The sequence below is a fragment of the Salimicrobium flavidum genome (assembly GCF_900156645.1).
Classification (GTDB): Bacteria; Bacillota; Bacilli; order Bacillales; family Halobacillaceae; genus Salimicrobium; species Salimicrobium flavidum.
This window is the reverse complement of record NZ_FTOC01000001.1, coordinates 69,514-88,504: the sequence shown is the minus strand read 5'-3', so window position 1 is coordinate 88,504 and position 18,991 is coordinate 69,514. Positions and strand designations below refer to the sequence as shown.

Sequence of the window (18,991 nt, the reverse complement as noted above, 5' to 3'; positions counted from 1 at the left end):
ATTAGTTTAAGATAAAAGCTCGTCCAATAAATCCGAAAATTTTTCTTTGAATAACAGACGATCCTGCTTTGTTAATGCAGAAGGACCTTTTCCATACCTGCCCTGTCTTTTTTCTTTCATTCTTATATACTTCGAATGCATAATCGATTCTATTTCGTAACTTTTAATCTGTTTACCTCTAGGTGTTATTACGTAAACCCCTCTCTCTAAAAGCAGAGAAGCAAGCGATAGATCCTGAGTAATTACCGCATCACCTTTTGTGACATTATTAAGAATATAGAAATCCACCGCATCCTGACCCTTTTCTACAAATGTCCAGTCCCGGTCATGATCCAGTGTATAATGATCGTAACTGGCAATGTATCGTACTACTGCGGATTTTTGAGTTTTCACCGATTCAATCTCTTCTTTGACTGGGCAACTATCTGCATCCACCCATATTACTATCGTATTTTTCGTCATAATTCTAGTTTCTACAGAACTGATCAAATTCCTTCTTTCTTATGAATGTTTTATTTTTCAGAAAAGACTACATTCAGTCTCAACGTTATAGTATAGAACATTTATAAGTGAATTGCCATTGATTTGTTTTCATCCTTGAAAAAGTCGCGCTTATTCAGCGCGACTTTTCATTTTTCATTGTTCGTGCGTAAGGTATGAATAATCATATTCGCCGTCTCTTCAACAGCTTTATGAGAAACATCGATGACTTCACAACCTATATCATCTACGATATTTTCAAAATATGAGATTTCCTGTTCTATACGTTGAAGGTTGGCGTAACTTGCTTCATCGCCAAGCCCTAAAGCCTTCAGCCGCTCTTTTCGGATGTCATTGAGCTTTTCAGGAGTTATTTTCAGACCGATGCACCTTCTTGGGTCCACTTCGAACAATTCCTGGGGAGGTTTCACCTCAGGGACGATCGGAACGTTCGCCACTTTGAGTCGTTTATGAGCAAGGTATTGGGAAAGCGGTGTTTTGGAAGTTCTGGAAACACCTATCAATACTATATCGGCTTTTTTGATACCTCTCGGGTCCCGTCCATCATCATAACGCACGGCGAACTCAATAGCCTCTACTCGCTTGAAATAGTCTTCATCGAGTTTATGGACGAGTCCCGCTTCAAGCCTCGGGGTCGTTCCGAAATGTCTCTCCATGGAGTCCATCATCGGTCCCATAATATCTACACATTCGACTCCTTCTTCCACTGCTCTGTAAGACAGATACTTTCTTAATTCCGGAGAAACAAGTGTGAAACCTATCAAGGCATCATGCTCCCTCGCCTGTGCAATCGTATCATCTATAATAGATTTATCCTCGATATACGGGATTCTCTGAACGTCGAAAGGTCCGTCGTTGAACTGACTTAATGCCGCTTTCACAACCAGTTCTGCTGTTTCACCGACGGAGTCGGACATAATATATACGAACGGTTTTATCATACTATCTCCTCCCCGTTTTCCAATAATTACAGATGTTCATCTCTTCCCAGTTCAACCAGGGCCTTCGCGATATTAGTCTTCGTCAGCCTGCCGATCACTTCCAAGCCATCCTCTTTTTCTTCAACTACAGGAAGACCGTCAATCTGACGCTCGATCAAAATCTGAGCCGCATCCAGCAACAGGTCTTCTGCAGAACAATAAGCGATATTCGGCATACGCGTCATGATTATATGCACAGGTACTGCAGAGAGATCCTGGTTACCGATGCTCGCCCGTAACAGATCCTTTCTGGAGAGGATACCTGTTAGTTTGGCGTTTTCATCCGTCACAAAAATAGTCCCTACATCTTCTAAGAACATATTGATCACTGCATCATAAGCAGATACATTTTCGTCCACTACAATAGGAACAGACTGAAATTCCCCAACTTTGAATTTTTTCAATTTCTCCGTAAGTAATTCCGTGCCGGTCTTTCCGGTAAAGAAATACCCCACTCTAGGTCTGGCATCAAGATAACCTGCCATCGTCAAAATTGCCAAATCAGGACGAAGAGTCGCTCTCGTAAGGCCGAGTTGATCAGCGATATTTTCACCGGTAATCGGTCCCTGTTCCTTCACGATTTCAATTATACGTTCTTGTCGTTCGGACAGTTCCATACTTTTACCACCCTTACCTAACTATGACATACCATTCTTCACTATTATATATGAATTAAAAGAGAAAGGGAAAGAATGGGGACCTCAATTTTGCTGCTTCCATTGGACAGCGTTGAAATCAGCGAATGTATAAATCGTGTCCGCAATATCTTTAAGCAGCGCGAGACGGTTCAACCGTATATCCCGGTCCTCTGTCATAACCATGATATTCTCGAAGAAATTGTGGATAGGCTCTGCCAAATCACTCAGCGTCCGAAGAGACTCGACTACCTCTCCCTGGTCCAGTTGTTTGAAGAATTCCTTCTTAATTTCTAAATGCATCGTGAAAAGCTTCGTCTCTTCTTCCTTCATGAATAAGGAGGAATCTACCGAGGAACCCTCGGCTTTTCCTGACATGTTCAGCACTCGCCCGAATGCTTCATGAACGTAGCGGAAGGATTCTTCATTTCTTTTCTCCGAAAGAAGGTGGGCTTTTTCTTTGGTGATCGAATAGTAACCTATCCCTTCAGTGAGCACAGCCTCCACTACATCGTTCTCCACATTATCCCTTTTTAACAAGTAAGCCGCTCTGGCGTTGAAAAATTCATGAACATCGGACCGGATTTTTTGACGATCTTCGGTACCGAGCCCTTTTTGTTCATAATAAACGAGCACCTCATCAAGCAGTTCAGTAAGACTGAGAACGAAATGGCGATCTTCGATGATCTGCAGTACGCCGAGCGCCTGCCTGCGGAGACCATAAGGATCCTGCGAGCCGGTCGGAAGATTTCCGATGGAGATAGTACCGACAATCGTATCAAGCTTTTCTGCCAGACTAAGCAATGAACCTACCGTTGTTTCAGGAGATGGGCTTCCCGCCTGTTTCGGCATGTACTGTTCACGCATAGCAGTGGCCACCTCATCGTTCTCACCGAAAAGTTTGGCATACTTTTCTCCCATGAGACCTTGCAGATTTGTGAATTCATCCACCATTTGAGTGACGAGATCAAACTTCGAAATATGGGCCGCTCTTTGAACATTGGCTTTTTCATCGCTCGAAATGGCCAGTTTGTCACTCAAAAAGACAGCTAGATCTTCCACTCGATCCACTTTTTCAGCCAATGTACCAAGGTCTTCCTGATAGACGATTTTTTTCAGTTTTTCCAATCTGGATTCGATACTTACCTTCTGATCCTCCTCGAAGAAGAACTGGGCATCGGAGAGTCTGGCTCTTAACACTTTTTCATTTCCTTTGGCCACATTGCGTATGAATTGATCGTCTCCGTTTCTTACTCCTACAAAGTAAGGAAGCAGTTTGTTTTCAGAGTGCACTGGAAAATACCTCTGGTGCTCTTTCATCGAGGTAATAAGCGCCTCTTCAGGTACAGTAAGGAAGGATTCATCAAAAGCTCCACTGAAGACAGTCGGATACTCCACCAGGTCCGTGACTTCCATGAGAAGTTCCTCGTCCTCATGGATCTCCCATCCTTTTTCTTTCTGTAGCCGCTGCAATTGTTCCCTGATTTCTTCCTTGCGCCTCGAACGATCAGCAATCACGTACTGCTTCAAAAGCTCCGATTCATACCGGGACGGCTGACTAATAAGCACTTCTTCTCCGAGAAAACGATGGCCGTTCGTTCTGTTTCCGGTCGCCACCCCTTCTATTTCAAAAGGAACGATTTCTTCTTCAAATAGAGCTATGAGCCACCGGATAGGTCGTACGTATTTTAGAGAACGATTCCCCCACCGCATATTTTTAGGGAAGGTAAGAGAAAGGATGACTTCTTTAAAACCTTTCAGAATATCCTTTGTCGCTTCTCCTTCGATATATTTATCCACGTGGGCGTATGCTACCCCTTTTATTTCTTCAAAATAAATATCCTCCACGCTTTTTCCCTGCCCCCGGGAAAAACCGACTGCAGCCTTGGACCATTCACCCTCTTCATCAAGTGCTATATGTTTCGCTGGCCCTTTTGCTTTTTCTTCTATATCTTGTTGTTTGTCCGGCAATCCTTCTATCAGCACCGCCAGTCTCCTCGGTGTCGAATAGATACTCACCCTCTCAACCGGGAGTCTGTTTTGTTCAAGCCACTCCTTGGTCCTTTTCTCCAGCTGGGTTTCGGCATCGCCGATAAATCTGGCCGGAAGCTCTTCCAACCCTATTTCGAATAGTGCCTGATTACTCATGAGCTGATTCCTCCTTCAACATAGGAAAGCCTAGTTCTTCCCGCTTTTCGACGTATGTTTTTGCAATTTTTCTTGCAAGGTTTCTCACCCTTCCAATATAACCGGTACGTTCAGTCACAGAGATGACCCCTTTGGCATCGAGCAGGTTGAAGGTGTGGGAACATTTCAATACATAGTCATATGCCGGAAATACAAGGTCTTTCTCCATAAGTTTTTCCGCTTCTTTTTCGTAAGTCGTGAATAGGTCGAACAGCATTTTTTCATCGGATTCCTCGAACGTGTAGACAGAATGTTCGTATTCCGGCTGAGAAAAAATATCTCCCACCGTGACCCCGTTCGTCCATTCAAGGTCGAACACATTCTCTTTGTCCTGTATATAGGAGGCTAAACGCTCGATGCCATACGTGATCTCAGCCGAGACCGGTTTCGCTTCCAGTCCTCCGATCTGCTGAAAATATGTGAATTGAGTGATTTCCATACCATCAAGCCATACTTCCCATCCGAGTCCTGCGGCTCCGAGTGTAGGATTTTCCCAGTTGTCTTCCACGAACCGTATATCATGCTGTTTCGGATCGATACCGAGAGCCTCTAATGATTGGAGATAGATTTCCTGAATATCATCAGGAGATGGTTTCATTATCACTTGAAACTGATGGTGCTGATAAAGACGGTTCGGGTTCTCACCGTACCTTCCATCTGCAGGACGACGCGATGGTTCTACGTAAGCCACATTCCAAGGTTCCGGACCGAGACTTCTCAGCAGAGTCATAGGTGACATTGTACCTGCACCCTTCTCAGTATCATACGCTTGCATTAAAATACAACCCTGATCAGACCAATGTTTCTGTAAGGTTAATATCATTGTTTGAATATCCATATAATTACCTCCCGTTATTCATAAAGAAAACCCGTTTTTCCTCTCCTGAAGAGATGCCGAGCTCCAGCGACCATTTGCAATACATTGTTTTCTTATCATTGCAACGGCAAAAAAATCCCGTCCCTATGTCTCCTGAAGACATAGGGACGGGATTTCCGCGGTTCCACCCTACTTGCCGATACAGATAATGTATCGACCACTTTCAAAAATTGCTCCGGACTGCCTTCCCCATAAGAAATGGTCTGTCTCACACCTTCACAGACTCGCTGTTCATTTCTTCTCCCGGGTACTACTTCCCTTCCACGCAACGTGTATTTATATATGAAAGCATACCTAACTTACACTTCTGTTGTCAATAATACTTATCCATTTGCTTTAGAAATTTGCGCGATTTCAAAAAATATCCGCCATACTGCTCGTAATAGTTATCCAGAAGAGAACGGAGTTTCTTTTTGTTTTCTTCCTTCATAGATACATTCCCGAGTCTTTTGACATCCATTTCAGCAAGGAGCGGCAGAAGCCTGCTGAATTTTTCAGACAGCAGATAACAATCAGGATCGATGTACTTACAACGCTGACAGAGGTAACCACCTTCCGCAACAGAAAATGCATACGGCCCCTCCTTGTTTCCACAATTGATGCACCTGGAAAGAATAGGAGCAAATCCTGCTTTTTGATATATTTTCAACTCGAATATCATGGTTACGATATCAGGATCCCGGCCTTCATCTATATAAGTGATTGTGGTCAATAATTGCTGAAACAGGAACGGATCCGGTTCCTTTTCATCCACTAATTTATCAGCAAGCTCACACGCAAAAGAACTATACCCAGCTTTCATTATGTCTTCCCTTACCGAACGAAAAGAATCGATGACTTCTCCTTGAGACATCGACCCCATACCTTTGCCCATATAAATCAGGAAATTCCCATAAATGAACGGTTGCGTTACAGAACTCATTCTACTTTTAGGCTTCTTCGCTCCACGTGCAACTACACTTATCTTTCCTTTTTCCCTTGTCCATAGAGTAACGATTTTATGAGTTTCCCCATAATCTCTGGTCCGTATGATCAGGCCTTCTACTTTCTCTAACAAAACCACCACCTGCCACTGCTTCTCTTATTCATAGTGTTTCGATTTCCGGAGCTTTTCCATGAAAGAGAAAATCTCTTCGTTCCCTGTCTTCAACACAGAAAATCGCCTCCTTTTCCAGTGGAGATCTGAACGAACCGGTAATTCTAGAAACGGGAAGAAAGACTTTATCATTTTTCAGTAAATAACCACTTAATATTCATCTTCCCTATAGCCAAATTCACTGAGGTCCATCGACCGGTTCCGCCAGTCTTTCTGGACTTTGACCCACAGTTCTAGATAGACTTTACTTCCGAGAAGCGATTCGATATCCTTTCTCGCTCGTGTTCCCACTTCCTTGAGCATGCTCCCCTGTTTGCCGATGATGATCCCCTTCTGAGACTTTCGCTCCACTACTATAACCGCTTGTATATGGACCTTCCCGTCGTCTTCCGTCTTGATCTGTTCAATCATTACAGCTACGGAATGTGGAATTTCTTCACGTGTCAGCTGAAGTACCTTTTCACGGATAAATTCACTGATCACGAAGCGTTCAGGGTGATCGGTTATATGATCGTCCGGGTAGTATTGGGGGCCTTCCTCAAGCTGATCCTTGACTACCGTTAGAAGGTGATCCACGTTATTCCCTTCAAGAGCGGAAATAGGAATGATTTCAGTGAAATCCATAAGATCCTTATACTGTTCGATAAGAGAGAATAAAGCGTCTGGATGCACGCGATCGATTTTATTAATGATCAGGTAGACTGGTCGTTCAATTCCTTTCAGCCTTTCGACTATAAATTGATCCCCTCGTCCATATCCTTCTTCAGCGTTTATCATAAACAGAACAATATCCACTTCGTTCAGAGATTGCTCTGCAGCATGAACCATATAAGTTCCAAGTTTATGTTTAGGTTTGTGGATTCCAGGAGTATCGATAAAGACGATCTGACTATCATCATCTGTATATACTCCCTGGATTTTGTTTCTCGTAGTCTGTGCCTTATCACTCATTATTGCGATTTTTTCACCGATCACACGGTTCATGAATGTAGATTTCCCGACATTCGGCCGTCCTACGATAGCTGCAAACCCGGATTTGAATATATCTGCCATGTATGTTCCTCCGCACTTATAATTTTGGTATAAATATAACTATTGCAATCAAAACGGCAAACACCGCCGTTACTAAAACTGCACCGGCAGCCGCGTCTTTAATAACCTTCACTTCTGGATGAAAGGAAGGATGAATGAAATCCATGACCCTTTCTATCACCGAGTTCATTACTTCAAATGAAATGACAAGAGCCATCGTCAAGAACAAGATGGCCCACTCCACTAAGGACACAGAAAGATACAGACCCGTAAGGAGCACGACAATAGAAGCTGCACAATGAATCTTCAGGTTCTTCTCGGCTTTTACAATGGTCCCTAACCCGGATATGGCGAAGCGGAACCCAATCCACTTTCTTCCCTTAGGATCTTTCAAGTCCGAATTCATTCAATATATCCTCTTGACGGGCAAACATATTTTTTTCATCCTGTTCATCCATGTGGTCATATCCGAGAAGGTGTAAAAGACTATGCAAGGCAAGGAAAGAAAATTCACGTTCTAGAGAGTGTCGATACTCTTCGGCCTGTTCTTCAGCTTTATCGACAGAAATGACGACGTCCCCAAGCATTCTCGGCAACTCCTCATCCTGAAACTCCATCGCCTCTTCTCCAAACTCAAGCATCGGAAAAGATAGCACATCAGTAGGTGTATCTTTCTGTCTGTAGTTTCTATTCAATTCCTGTATTTTTGAATTGTTGACAAAGGTAACAGAAATTTCATTCTCCCCGACGATTCCTTCTTTCTCAGCGGCGAAAGTCAACACACGATCAATAAGATCGATAAAAGCTTCATCGATTGAATTCGTTTCATCATGAAAATCAATTTTCAACATGTCCATCTACCTCCTCTATTCGTTTTTTTCATACGCCTCAATTATCCGTTGAACAAGAGGGTGTCTTACTACATCCGTCTCGTCCAGATGAATAAACGAACTTCCCTTTACATTCGAAAGCTTGTGTGTCGCTTCAATCAGCCCGGATCTCATACCTTTAGGCAAATCCACCTGGGTGATATCTCCGGTGATGATCATTTTGGAACCGAAGCCAAGCCTGGTCAGAAACATCTTCATCTGTTCGGGGGTCGTGTTCTGAGCTTCGTCCAGGAGGGCAAAGGCATCATCGAGTGTACGACCTCTCATATAAGCGAGCGGTGCAATTTCGATCGTCCCTCTCTCTATAAGACGTGCGGTATGCTCCACCCCGAATACGTCATGGAGAGAATCGTAAAGCGGACGCAAGTATGGATCCACTTTCTCTTTCAAGTCTCCGGGTAGAAAGCCGAGACTCTCACCGGCCTCAACAGCAGGACGGGTAAGTACTATTCTTTTCACATCGCCATTTTTCAATGCATTGACCGCCATTACAACTGCGAGATAAGTCTTTCCTGTACCTGCCGGACCGATACCGAACGTCAGGTCATTTCTTTTGATCGCATTGATATAATCCCTTTGTCCAAGAGTTTTCACCCGGATCGGTTTCCCTTTGGCATTCCTTGTTATTTCGTCTTCATATAATGCTTCAAACTGGTTTATTTTCCCTTTTTTAGCCAGTTCCACAGCATATACGATATCTCTTTCTGTAATTACGAGGCCTTTCCTTATAAGAGATAGAAGCGAACCTATTACACTTTCCACAATGGAAACATGTTCCGGAAGCCCGGAAACATTCACTTTCTCCCCTCTCGAAACGATCGTAACACTTAATTGCTCTTCAATCTGTCTAAGATTTCTATCTTCTGTACCGAATAAAGTCAAGGCTTCCTCTGAATTGTCCAAATGTACATCTATCGTCTGTAAACCTTCCTGCATACTCAATCTCCTTGATTAATATATTCTTTTTCTCGATATTTTCATTACTTAGATATAGTAGAAGTAATTTCACTTTACCACTGTCTGTATACTGGTGCAAAACTTTTTCGCCCCACTTATGGGGGACTCACTTGAAGAGGCTGAGGAAAAAAGTTTTTCCTGTTCTTCTAAGCATCTCTCTTTTTAGCTTCACTGGAACACTAGAGCATCAAGTAACTTTTATAATTGCTATTCATAAGGGTAGATATACCAAAATTCTTATATATATCTTCCTTTTCCCTATTCACGTTGAAATCCTGAAAAAAACTTTTTGACGGGAATTTTTCATTTCTCAGATTGGTTTCACTGCCTCGTAAACAATTACATAGGGGTAATGATGAAAAAGCTTTCATCAAGCGAAAAACCCCGATTTGTATAAATACAAATCGGGGTTCCTTTATCGCCATCTTTTAGATGTGTAGTGCGGGCTTTTCGATCTTGGGGGTCCAAGTATTTCTCGCATGATAACTCCGTCACCCAGCCGCTTCTTCGTCCATTTTTCCCTTAGAAAAGGGTGGACCTCTTTCTTTTCTGATTCTTTCCTATCAACGACTAGATCTCCATGGGAAAGTATTCCATCGTGGGAGGAAGTGTGAGGGTCCTCTACCCCGATCGAGTCACCACTGGTGGAGTTCTCCGTAGCCTCCTTAGCCTGCTCATACTGTTCCTGCAGCGTAGAGGACGGTTCTCTGCTCTTGGAAGAAGAGGGGAGAGCATCTCCACCCTCCTCCCTATCCTGACTGCCGGAAGCGAAGCGTATAAGAGAGAAGACCCCGTAGAGAATCGCACCCAGGATAAAAATATTTGAAAAAATCGCTGAAATGAATTCCTGCATTAATGATCGCCCCTTTCTTTAAAGGAGTACGATACCGACGGATGTTTATTTATCCTCATCATCCGTATCTCCCGTAGTGCCAAGAGTTTTTCTCATGTCAGTGTCTGCATCTATATTCTGATAGTTCATATAGTCCATGACACCCATTTTACCGGAACGCAAAGCTTCTGCAAGAGCCTGAGGCACTTCGGCTTCAGCTTCGACCACTTTGGCCTGCATTTCCTGTACGCGTGCGCGCATTTCCTGCTCTTGAGCGATTGCCATAGCTCTACGTTCTTCAGCCTTAGCTTGGGCAATGTTCTTATCTGCTTCAGCCTGGTCTGTCTGTAGAATCGCACCGATGTTTTTACCGATGTCTATGTCAGCTATATCAATCGAAAGTATTTCGAATGCAGTTCCTGAGTCCAACCCTTTTCCGAGCACATTTTTGGAGATAAGGTCAGGGTTTTCCAGAACTTTGCTATGACTTTCACTGGAACCGATAGTCGATACGATACCTTCGCCTACACGGGCGATGATGGTATCTTCTCCGGCACCACCGACAAGACGATCGATATTCGCACGAACTGTAATACGTGCTTTGGCTTTCACTTCAATACCGTCCATTGCCACACCGGCGATGAATGGTGTTTCGATAACTTTAGGATTGACGCTCATCTGCACAGCTTCCAGCACATCTCTACCAGCCAGGTCGATGGCCGCACAACGTTCAAAACTTAATTCAATATTAGCCCGGTGCGCAGCAATCAGCGCATTCACTACTCTGTCCACGTTACCTCCGGCCAGATAGTGACTCTCCAACTGGTTGGTATCAATATCAAGACCCGCTTTGTGCGCTTTGATCAAAGGGTTGATTACACGTGCCGGTGTTACTCGTCTCAACCTCATTCCGACAAGGCTGAAAATACTTATCTTCACACCTGCGGCCAGAGCGCTGATCCACAGCATCACTGGAATGAAAGTGAATAAAACGGCCAATGCGATGATGATGATACCTACAATAATTAACGGCATCAGTTCCTGTAACGTCATACTTATTCCTCCTCATGTTCTTGAACTTTTCGTACTACTATTCTGGACCCTTCCACTTTCACAATTTTGATCGATTCATCTCTTTGGATGAAATCCCCTTCGCTTACTACGTCCAATCTTTCTTCTTCAAATTCACCACTGCCCGAGGGACGAAGAGGAGTGATGGATTTCCCTTCTTTTCCAATCAAATCCAATCTTGTTTTCGTCGAAACATAGCCCTCGGACGTATTGGTCGCATCGCTCAGAATGATTTTTTTGAAGAAATTATTCTGAAAACCGACGAATTTAAAAAGAATAACCGAAGCGACGATAGTAACCAAAAGTGCTATCCCTATGCTGAAAGCCATATAACCGACATCTTGTCCGGACATAAGGAGGGAGGCTACGATCGCTACGGCCCCACCGATACCGGCGATTCCCCCAGGCAAAAAGAATTCTGCAATAACAAGACCTACTCCGACGACAAGTAAAATAATAGCTTCCAGTCCTGCCAAGCCCGCAATGACATGGCCATAAAAGAATAACAGCAGGGAAAGGAGCCCGGTGATACCGGGAACCCCGAAACCAGGGGTGTATATTTCAGCTATGAGGCCAAGACTTGCAAGCGATAAGAGAATCGGTACGACAGCAGGATTCGTCAGGAATCTCGCCAGATTCTCCGAAAAGGTGGGTTCCACCCTTTGGATTTGAGAGGCTTCAAACCCTAATTCTTCAACTACTGTCTCCGTATCAGGAAAAGTACCGTCTGAATACCCCACCTCTTCAGCCTCTTGAGGGGTAAGCGTAAGGAATTCGCCCTCCGGAGCCCCGAACTCAGGTAAATCCACACTGCTGTCAGCCATCGCTCTGGCATATAAGGGATCTCTTCCATTTGTTTCAGCAGCAGCGGTCATGGCCGAAATCCATGCTGACTGGGCTTTCTTATCCGCGGCGGTACCGTCTGAATTGATGACACCGGAAGCCCCCATCGTCGCCTGGGATTTCATGAATATGGAATCCATATTCAAAGCAATGTATGACCCGGCAGAATATGCACGACTGGTCACATAAGCAGCGGTAGGTATCTCTGTATTCGTCAGATATTCCCCGATTTCATTCGCTGCATCTACTCGCCCTCCAGGGGTGTCGATTTCAAAGACGATTTGAGAAGCCTCCGCTTCTTCAGCTTCTGTAATGGCTCTATCTATAAATGAAGCCATCCCTTTCTCGACAGTCTCTTCGACGGGTACTACGTACACGTCCCCCGCTGCTTCAATAGAAGTAGGCAATATGAATAAGAACAGAAACGGAAAAAGCATAAGAAGATTTTTCCATTTCTTCTGCATCTCCACGTAATCTCTCCCTCCTTTCCGCTCACCTAATAAGATTACGTATGTAGAAAGGAAAACGTTTCAAAGAATTTATGAAAAAAGACCTCCCGTTCCTGAGAGGCCTTTTCTCCGTTTATGATAATTGCTTCATAACTTCTTTATTGACCTGGGAGCCGTCTGTTTTGCCTTTGACTTTCGGCATCACAGCTGACATCACTTTCCCCATGTCACTTTTACCATCTGCACCGACTTCGTTGATTGTCTCAGAGACGATAGTCTCTAATTCTTCATTCGTCAATTGCTTCGGTAAATAATCATTTAAAATGTCAATTTCTTGTTGAAGATCACTTACAAGGTCATCCCGACCAGCTTGTTTAAATTCTTGGAGGGAATCTTTCCTTTGTTTTACCTCACGCGATAAAACTGTCAGTTCTTCTTCTTCCGTCAATTCATTCTTACCGAGTTTTATCGCTTCATTTTGCATGGAAGAACGTACCATGCGTATTACGCCAAGTCTTTTTTTATCCCTGGCTTTCATAGCGACCTTCATGTCCTCTGTAAGACGTTCAGAAATAGTCATTTAATCTCTTCACCCTCTTCACAGAACACTTACTTGCGTTTTCTTGCTTCCTCGGATTTTTTCTTACGACGAACGCTCGGTTTATCGTAATATTCACGCTTACGATATTCTGCTAGAGTACCGCTTTTAGATACGTCTTTCTTAAAACGACGCAATGCATCCTCTAAAGATTCGTTTTTACGTACGCGAGTGGTCTTAGACATACTACTTCCCTCCCTCCGAAACAAACAAAACTAGTTCAAGACATGGACAAGTCCATATCCTTGACAATTATATTACACCAAATCAGAGAGGTCAACAAGTACCTTGCTTTTAATAATCAGAAGTTCCTTGTTTTCCTTGAATTATCGCAATCCCTGAGCTTGCTCCGATTCTGGTTGCGCCTGCGTCGATCAATGCCTTCGCTCCTTCATAATCCTTGACTCCTCCGGATGCTTTCACTCCCATATTCTCTCCGACAGTTTCACGCATCAGGCTGATATCTTCAACGTTGGCGCCGCCACCTGAGAAACCGGTCGAAGTTTTCACGAAGTCAGCACCTGCCTGTTTCGCAAGTTCACAAGCTTTCACTTTTTCCTCTTCCTCAAGAAGGGATGTTTCGATGATCACTTTTACAGCAGCCTTTCCTTCAGCTGCTTTGACGACTGCTTCAATGTCTTTTTGCACAACATCATGATTACCACTTTTCAATTCTCCGATGTTTATAACCATATCGACTTCTTCTGCTCCGTGATCGATCGTGTGATTCGTTTCAAAGACTTTCACTTCCGTAGTGGTAGCTCCTAAAGGAAAACCGATTACAGTACAGACCATAACATCCGTATCTTTCAACATTTCGTTGCAGTAGGCTACCCAGTGAGGATTAACGCATACCGAAGCAAACCCATGCTCTTTAGCTTCTTCACAAATGGTCGTGATTTTCTCTTTCGTCGTCTCTGGTTTCAGTTGTGTATGGTCGATCATTTTTGCCAATGTAGTCATCATTCATCTCCCTTTCAAACTTGTTCGAACATCTAATTCCATCATAACGGTTTTACAGCGAAAAGAAAAGCGTTTTCTTATTCTTCCCACTCATAGGACAACGCAGATAAAAAATAGAGTGGAGCCGTTTCCATTCTAAGTATGCGTCTTCCGAGTCGCACCGATTGAAAACCTTCCTGGTAAAGCTTTTCAGATTCTTCAACAGAGAAGCCGCCTTCTGGGCCGATCACGAGACATACACTTTTTCCGGTGGAAATCTGCTTCACATATTGAGACAGAGAAGTATTCGTTCCATAACGAACATCATTTTCATAGGCGAACAATCGGAAATCATAATTTTCGGTCGCCTTGAGCACTTGTTCTAACGAAGATACATCCGAGATTTCCGGTATTTTCAGTCTTTCAGATTGTTCAGCTGCTTCCTTCGCTATCTTTTTCATTCTTTCTAACTTTTTGTGCTGTTTCTTATCTTCCCATTTTACAACTGAATGCCTGGCCTGAAAGGGGATCAGTTTATCCATACCAAGCTCCGTGGCCTTTTGTACGACCCACTCCACTTTGTCTGCCTTCCCGAGAGCCTGGACTATGGTTACGTGCTGAGGAAGCTCACTTTCGGCAGTGAGCTGCTCCGTTACGTTACACACGACTTCCTCCCCAGCACTTTCAATCCGGGCTTTATAGGCTTTCTCTTCCGGATGGATGACTATCAAATGGTCCCCTTCGACCATCCTCATCACTCTTTTTATATGATGGACATCCTGGCCGATTATCGTAACCTGATCTTCCTTCCAGTTATCTTCTGGCACAAAGTATCTTTGCATGAGGATCTACTCCTGTTCCGGCCGTCTCGCGATGAACAAAATCCAGTCTTCCATCTTATTCACCTCTACGATTTCAAATCCCGTTTTCTCCAGGCTGTTCCGCACGAGTTCTTTTTTCCCTTCAATAATTCCTGAGGTAATAAAATACCCTCCCGGTTTCAAAAGAGAAAAAGCGTCTTCCGGAAATTTAACGATGATTTCTGCGAGAATATTAGCCACGATGACATCAGCTTTCTGGGTTACCCCTTCAAGCAAGTTGTTCTGTTCCACTTTCACTTTATGCTCCGCACCATTCAGTGCAGCGTTATTCTTTGTACTTTGTACTGCTACATCATCGAGGTCATACGCATACACTGTGCTGGCCCCGAGAAGCACTGAAGCGACACTCAATATTCCGGAACCTGCCCCGACATCAAGGATCACATCATCCTTCTGAACGAACCGCTCCAAAGCCTGTATACTCAAGACCGTCGTAGGATGGGTGCCGGTCCCGAAAGCCATACCAGGGTCCATTTCAATGATCAATTCGTCTGTAGACACCGCCTTATAGTCTTCCCACGTAGGGGCAATCGTCACTTTTTCAGAAATCTTCACAGGCTTATAGTATTTTTTCCAGGCAGTCGCCCAGTCCTCTTCCTGAATTTCAGTAATAGTCACTGCATTTGCACCGATGTCGATTCCATAATTCACAAGGGAAGAAATAGAACCTTTTATCTCTTCCACCGTTTCATTCAAAAAACTGTTTTGAGGTAAATAGGCTTTAACTATCACTCCCTCTTCAGGATAATTTGCGGGATCCAGGTCATAAAGCTCCCCGAATCTGGAAGTGTACTTCTCCAAATCTGCCGGATCTTCAATAACGACTCCGCTGGCTCCTGATTCATGCAGAATGTTTGAAACGGGTTCAATCGCTTCATTCGTTGTGTGCACACTGATTTCAGACCACTTCATAAACTTCACTCACTTTTTCGTTTAGTTCATTCTTCACTTCAGAATGATCAAATAAAACACCAGCCTCGGCCGGACTATACGTGAAAATAAATCCGGTCAAAAGAAAATGCTCCGTGTCGATGAAAGGAGCATATACTCCCCTCATTCTACACCGAGCATTGGATTATGAAAACCTATTCTCCCTTAAAAGCGCGTTTCATACGTTCGAAAAAATTTCCATGCTGTTCTTCTGCGGATTCATTACCACTTATTTCATTGAATTCCCGCAATATTTCCTTTTGGCGATCTGTGAGGTTTTGCGGAGTCACAACACGTATTTTTACGTGCTGATCGCCGTGTCCACGTCCGTGAACGTTAGGAGATCCTTTTCCTTTAAGACGGAAGGTCTTACCGGTTTGAGTGCCAGCCGGAATCTTCAGCTTCACTTTTCCATGAAGGGTCGGAACTTCGATTTCATCTCCAAGCGTCGCCTGAGCGAACGTCAATGGAACTTCACAGAAAATATGATCACCTTCACGTTCATAAAATTCGTGACGTTTCACCTGGATGACAACATACAAATCACCAGCGGGGCCGCCATTCACTCCTGCTTCCCCTTTACCTGGTACACGAACCTGCTGTCCTTCTTCGACACCTGCAGGAATATCGATGTGAATCGAATCCGTTTTCGTTACTCGACCATTTCCGCCACAAGTGTCACATTTGTCTTTGACAATCTTACCAGAGCCTTGACAATGATGACATACGCGGCGATTAACGACTCTACCGAAAGGCGTATTCTGTTCCTGATTAATTTGACCGGCCCCCTGACAATGAGGACATGTTTCCGGAGAGGTTCCCGGTTTCGCTCCTGAACCATCACATGTATCACATTCCTCTTCTCTAGGAATTTCTACATCTGTGCTCTTTCCGAAGATCGCTTCTTCGAATTCCAGGATAATAGAATACTGCAAGTCATTGCCTCGTCTAGGTGCATTCGGGTCACGACGACGTCCGCCACCCCCGAAGAACATGTCGAAAATATCACTGAAACCGCCAAAGTCTTCAGCTCCACCGAAACCGCCCTGTCCCATACCAGGTCCATCATGACCGAACTGGTCGTATTGAGCACGTTTCTGGTCATCACTCAACGTTTCATAAGCTTCTTTCACTTCTTTGAACTTTTCCTGCGCATTCTCTTCATCGCTAACATCAGGGTGATACTGTCTGGCGAGTTTACGATACGCCTTCTTGATATCTTGTTGAGAAGCGTCCTGGCCTACGCCCAGCACTTCATAATAATCTCGTTTACTCAAATTGAATCACTCTCCCGGACACTAATACTTGCACTATTATGGCACGGTCTTTCTCACCCTTCAACATAAAAGTCAAAAGAAAACCCGCCCGATCGGCGAGCTTTTCCTCCGACATAGTGCATAAAACGCTAAGTCAATCTTGCTGAAAAAGTCAAAGCCAAGAAAATCCTGACTTTGACTTTTGGATGTTACTTATTTTTTATCTTCATCTTCATTGACTTCTTCATAATCAGCATCAACAACATCTTCCTGAGCTTCTTCGCCTTCGCCCTCTTGTTGCTGTGCAGCCTGTTCATACATTTTCACGGAAAGTGCCTGTACCTGCTCCTGCAGGGCATCACGTTTCGCTTTGATGTCTTCCAGGTCTTCACCTTCAAGTGCTGTCTGAAGCTCGGATTTAGCGTCTTCAGCTTTTTGTTTCTCTTCTTCGGATACCTGTTCACCAAGGTCTTTGATGGTTTTATCCGTTGTGAAGATAAGCTGGTCCGCTTCGTTACGAAGTTCGATTTCTTCGCGTTTCTGTTTATCCGCTTCTGCGTTCTCTTCGGCTTCGCTTACCATGCGTTCTACTTCGTCGTCGGAAAGACCGGAAGAAGATTTGATCGTAATGGACTGCTCTTTATTCGTTCCAAGATCTTTCGCACGCACATTGACGATTCCGTTCGCATCAATATCGAAGGATACTTCGATTTGTGGTACGCCTCTTGGAGCAGGTGGAATATCTGTCAGCTGGAAACGACCTAGAGTTTTGTTATCCTGAGCCATCTCGCGTTCCCCTTGCAGTACATGGATATCTACAGCTGTCTGGTTATCCGCTGCTGTGGAGAAGGTCTGAGAATGACTTGTCGGGATTGTCGTATTTCTATCGATAAGTTTAGTGGTTACTCCACCCATCGTTTCGATACCTAGAGATAGCGGTGTCACGTCAAGAAGAACAACGTCTTTCACATCTCCTTGAAGAACCCCTGCCTGGATAGCAGCTCCTAGTGCTACTACTTCGTCAGGGTTCACGCCTTTGGAAGGCTCTTTACCGACTACCTTCTGGATAGCATCCTGTACAGCAGGAATACGCGTGGAACCACCGACTAGAAGTACACGATCGATACTGGAAGCATTCATATCAGCATCTTTAAGTGCTTGACGTGTAGGCTTCATCGTACGTTCGATCAGGTCGGATGCAAGCTCTTCGAATTTAGCACGTGTGATCGTCATCTCCAGATGGAGTGGTCCGGCTTCTCCGGCTGTGATGAACGGTAGAGAAACTTGACTCTGAGCTACACCGGAAAGATCTTTTTTCGCTTTCTCCGCAGCATCTTTCAGGCGCTGTTTCGCCATCTTATCCTGGGACAAATCGATGCCATGTTCTTTTCTGAATTCCTGAACCATATGATTCATAAGAAGTTCGTCAAAGTCATCCCCGCCGAGACGGTTGTCCCCTGCAGTGGAAACAACTTCGAACGTACCGTCACCGATGTCTAGGATAGATACGTCAAACGTACCTCCACCAAGGTCGTATACAAGAATCGTCTGATCCTGATCTTCTTTATCGATACCGTAAGCAAGTGCTGCTGCTGTCGGCTCGTTGATGATACGTTCTACCTCGAGACCGGCAATCGTACCGGCATCTTTGGTAGCCTGACGCTCAGAATCATTGAAATAAGCAGGTACAGTGATAACTGCTTTTTCTACTTTTTCACCAAGATAGTCTTCTGCATATTCTTTCAGATATTGAAGAATAATAGCGGAAATTTCCTGTGGAGTATATTCCTTGCCGTCAATTTCCACTTTATAATCGGTGCCCATGTGACGCTTGATGGACTGTACTGTGTTAGGGTTTGTGATTGCCTGACGTTTCGCAACCTCGCCCACCTGACGTTCGCCGTTCTTGAACGCAACTACAGAAGGTGCGGTCCGGTTTCCTTCCGGGTTAGGAATGACTTTGGATTCCCCACCTTCCATTACTGCTACACAAGAGTTCGTTGTTCCTAGATCAATACCAATGATTTTACTCAT

The 18,991-nt window shown here is 44.2% G+C and carries 20 protein-coding genes; all 20 read right to left on the bottom strand.

Annotated elements, in window-relative coordinates; genetic code table 11:
• Window positions 1-6: 6 nt before the first annotated feature.
• Window positions 7-462 carry a YaiI/YqxD family protein gene (locus BW944_RS00470; protein WP_076556375.1) on the bottom strand — a complete coding sequence of 152 codons (456 nt, stop codon included), beginning with the start codon at window positions 460-462 and terminating at the stop codon, window positions 7-9.
• A 167-nt stretch (window positions 463-629) separates the two neighbouring features.
• Entirely contained in the window at window positions 630-1,442 is an 813-nt protein-coding gene (locus BW944_RS00465; protein WP_076556374.1) for a pyruvate, water dikinase regulatory protein, read from the bottom strand.
• 26 nt (window positions 1,443-1,468) lie between these two features.
• Window positions 1,469-2,098, bottom strand: a complete 630-nt coding sequence (locus BW944_RS00460; RefSeq protein ID WP_076556373.1) for a transcriptional regulator CcpN — start codon at window positions 2,096-2,098, stop codon at window positions 1,469-1,471.
• An 84-nt stretch (window positions 2,099-2,182) separates the two neighbouring features.
• On the bottom strand, window positions 2,183-4,264 hold the full coding sequence (gene glyS / locus BW944_RS00455; RefSeq protein WP_076556372.1) for a glycine--tRNA ligase subunit beta: 2,082 nt from the start codon (window positions 4,262-4,264) through the stop codon (window positions 2,183-2,185).
• Window positions 4,257-5,141, bottom strand: coding sequence for a glycine--tRNA ligase subunit alpha (gene glyQ / locus BW944_RS00450; protein ID WP_076556371.1), 885 nt, complete (start codon window positions 5,139-5,141; stop codon window positions 4,257-4,259). Before glyQ ends, glyS begins: the two co-directional genes overlap by 8 nt.
• Before the next feature lie 352 nt (window positions 5,142-5,493).
• The gene (gene recO, locus BW944_RS00445) at window positions 5,494-6,237 is read right to left on the bottom strand and encodes a DNA repair protein RecO (protein WP_076556370.1); all 744 of its coding nucleotides are present in this window, start codon (window positions 6,235-6,237) and stop codon (window positions 5,494-5,496) included.
• Window positions 6,238-6,426: 189 nt separating this feature from the next.
• A complete protein-coding gene (era, locus tag BW944_RS00440) occupies window positions 6,427-7,329 on the bottom strand; it encodes a GTPase Era (RefSeq protein WP_076556369.1) in 903 nt (300 codons plus the stop codon).
• A 16-nt stretch (window positions 7,330-7,345) separates the two neighbouring features.
• Window positions 7,346-7,714, bottom strand: coding sequence for a diacylglycerol kinase family protein (locus BW944_RS00435; RefSeq protein ID WP_076556368.1), 369 nt, complete (start codon window positions 7,712-7,714; stop codon window positions 7,346-7,348).
• Window positions 7,689-8,156, bottom strand: coding sequence for an rRNA maturation RNase YbeY (ybeY, locus tag BW944_RS00430; RefSeq protein WP_076556894.1), 468 nt, complete (start codon window positions 8,154-8,156; stop codon window positions 7,689-7,691). Before ybeY ends, BW944_RS00435 begins: the two co-directional genes overlap by 26 nt.
• 18 nt (window positions 8,157-8,174) lie before the next feature.
• A complete protein-coding gene (locus tag BW944_RS00425) occupies window positions 8,175-9,134 on the bottom strand; it encodes a PhoH family protein (RefSeq protein WP_076556367.1) in 960 nt (319 codons plus the stop codon).
• Between the two features lie 436 nt (window positions 9,135-9,570).
• Complete coding sequence (locus tag BW944_RS00415) at window positions 9,571-10,008, bottom strand: hypothetical protein (RefSeq protein WP_076556365.1); 438 nt, start codon at window positions 10,006-10,008, stop codon at window positions 9,571-9,573.
• A 45-nt stretch (window positions 10,009-10,053) separates the two neighbouring features.
• Window positions 10,054-11,040, bottom strand: coding sequence for a flotillin-like protein FloA (gene floA / locus BW944_RS00410; RefSeq protein ID WP_076556364.1), 987 nt, complete (start codon window positions 11,038-11,040; stop codon window positions 10,054-10,056).
• Between the two features lie 2 nt (window positions 11,041-11,042).
• Window positions 11,043-12,365: an NfeD family protein gene (locus tag BW944_RS00405; protein ID WP_076556893.1), complete on the bottom strand. Its 1,323-nt coding sequence runs from the start codon at window positions 12,363-12,365 to the stop codon at window positions 11,043-11,045.
• A gap of 118 nt (window positions 12,366-12,483) precedes the next feature.
• Complete coding sequence (locus tag BW944_RS00400) at window positions 12,484-12,930, bottom strand: GatB/YqeY domain-containing protein (RefSeq protein WP_076556363.1); 447 nt, start codon at window positions 12,928-12,930, stop codon at window positions 12,484-12,486.
• Window positions 12,931-12,959: 29 nt separating this feature from the next.
• Window positions 12,960-13,133 (bottom strand): 30S ribosomal protein S21, encoded by a 174-nt coding sequence (gene rpsU, locus BW944_RS00395; RefSeq protein WP_076556362.1) that lies wholly within the window; start codon window positions 13,131-13,133, stop codon window positions 12,960-12,962.
• 109 nt (window positions 13,134-13,242) lie between these two features.
• Complete coding sequence (deoC, locus tag BW944_RS00390; protein WP_076556361.1) at window positions 13,243-13,914, bottom strand: deoxyribose-phosphate aldolase; 672 nt, start codon at window positions 13,912-13,914, stop codon at window positions 13,243-13,245.
• Between the two features lie 74 nt (window positions 13,915-13,988).
• Window positions 13,989-14,732, bottom strand: a complete 744-nt coding sequence (locus BW944_RS00385; RefSeq protein WP_076556360.1) for a 16S rRNA (uracil(1498)-N(3))-methyltransferase — start codon at window positions 14,730-14,732, stop codon at window positions 13,989-13,991.
• A gap of 6 nt (window positions 14,733-14,738) precedes the next feature.
• The gene (gene prmA, locus BW944_RS00380) at window positions 14,739-15,683 is read right to left on the bottom strand and encodes a 50S ribosomal protein L11 methyltransferase (protein ID WP_076556359.1); all 945 of its coding nucleotides are present in this window, start codon (window positions 15,681-15,683) and stop codon (window positions 14,739-14,741) included.
• Window positions 15,684-15,856: 173 nt separating this feature from the next.
• Entirely contained in the window at window positions 15,857-16,978 is a 1,122-nt protein-coding gene (gene dnaJ, locus BW944_RS00375; RefSeq protein WP_076556358.1) for a molecular chaperone DnaJ, read from the bottom strand.
• A gap of 192 nt (window positions 16,979-17,170) precedes the next feature.
• Window positions 17,171-18,991: a molecular chaperone DnaK gene (dnaK, locus tag BW944_RS00370; RefSeq protein WP_076556357.1), complete on the bottom strand. Its 1,821-nt coding sequence runs from the start codon at window positions 18,989-18,991 to the stop codon at window positions 17,171-17,173.

Coding starts and splice junctions, on each gene's coding strand:
- BW944_RS00470 (WP_076556375.1), bottom strand. CDS start 462: ATGACGAAAAATACGATAGTAATATGGGTGGATGCAGATAGTTGCCCA.
- BW944_RS00465 (WP_076556374.1), bottom strand. CDS start 1,442: ATGATAAAACCGTTCGTATATATTATGTCCGACTCCGTCGGTGAAACA.
- BW944_RS00460 (WP_076556373.1), bottom strand. CDS start 2,098: ATGGAACTGTCCGAACGACAAGAACGTATAATTGAAATCGTGAAGGAA.
- glyS (WP_076556372.1), bottom strand. CDS start 4,264: ATGAGTAATCAGGCACTATTCGAAATAGGGTTGGAAGAGCTTCCGGCC.
- glyQ (WP_076556371.1), bottom strand. CDS start 5,141: ATGGATATTCAAACAATGATATTAACCTTACAGAAACATTGGTCTGAT.
- era (WP_076556369.1), bottom strand. CDS start 7,329: ATGGCAGATATATTCAAATCCGGGTTTGCAGCTATCGTAGGACGGCCG.
- BW944_RS00435 (WP_076556368.1), bottom strand. CDS start 7,714: ATGAATTCGGACTTGAAAGATCCTAAGGGAAGAAAGTGGATTGGGTTC.
- BW944_RS00425 (WP_076556367.1), bottom strand. CDS start 9,134: ATGCAGGAAGGTTTACAGACGATAGATGTACATTTGGACAATTCAGAG.
- BW944_RS00415 (WP_076556365.1), bottom strand. CDS start 10,008: ATGCAGGAATTCATTTCAGCGATTTTTTCAAATATTTTTATCCTGGGT.
- floA (WP_076556364.1), bottom strand. CDS start 11,040: ATGACGTTACAGGAACTGATGCCGTTAATTATTGTAGGTATCATCATC.
- BW944_RS00405 (WP_076556893.1), bottom strand. CDS start 12,365: ATGCAGAAGAAATGGAAAAATCTTCTTATGCTTTTTCCGTTTCTGTTC.
- BW944_RS00400 (WP_076556363.1), bottom strand. CDS start 12,930: ATGACTATTTCTGAACGTCTTACAGAGGACATGAAGGTCGCTATGAAA.
- rpsU (WP_076556362.1), bottom strand. CDS start 13,133: ATGTCTAAGACCACTCGCGTACGTAAAAACGAATCTTTAGAGGATGCA.
- deoC (WP_076556361.1), bottom strand. CDS start 13,914: ATGATGACTACATTGGCAAAAATGATCGACCATACACAACTGAAACCA.
- BW944_RS00385 (WP_076556360.1), bottom strand. CDS start 14,732: ATGCAAAGATACTTTGTGCCAGAAGATAACTGGAAGGAAGATCAGGTT.
- prmA (WP_076556359.1), bottom strand. CDS start 15,683: ATGAAGTGGTCTGAAATCAGTGTGCACACAACGAATGAAGCGATTGAA.
- dnaK (WP_076556357.1), bottom strand. CDS start 18,991: ATGAGTAAAATCATTGGTATTGATCTAGGAACAACGAACTCTTGTGTA.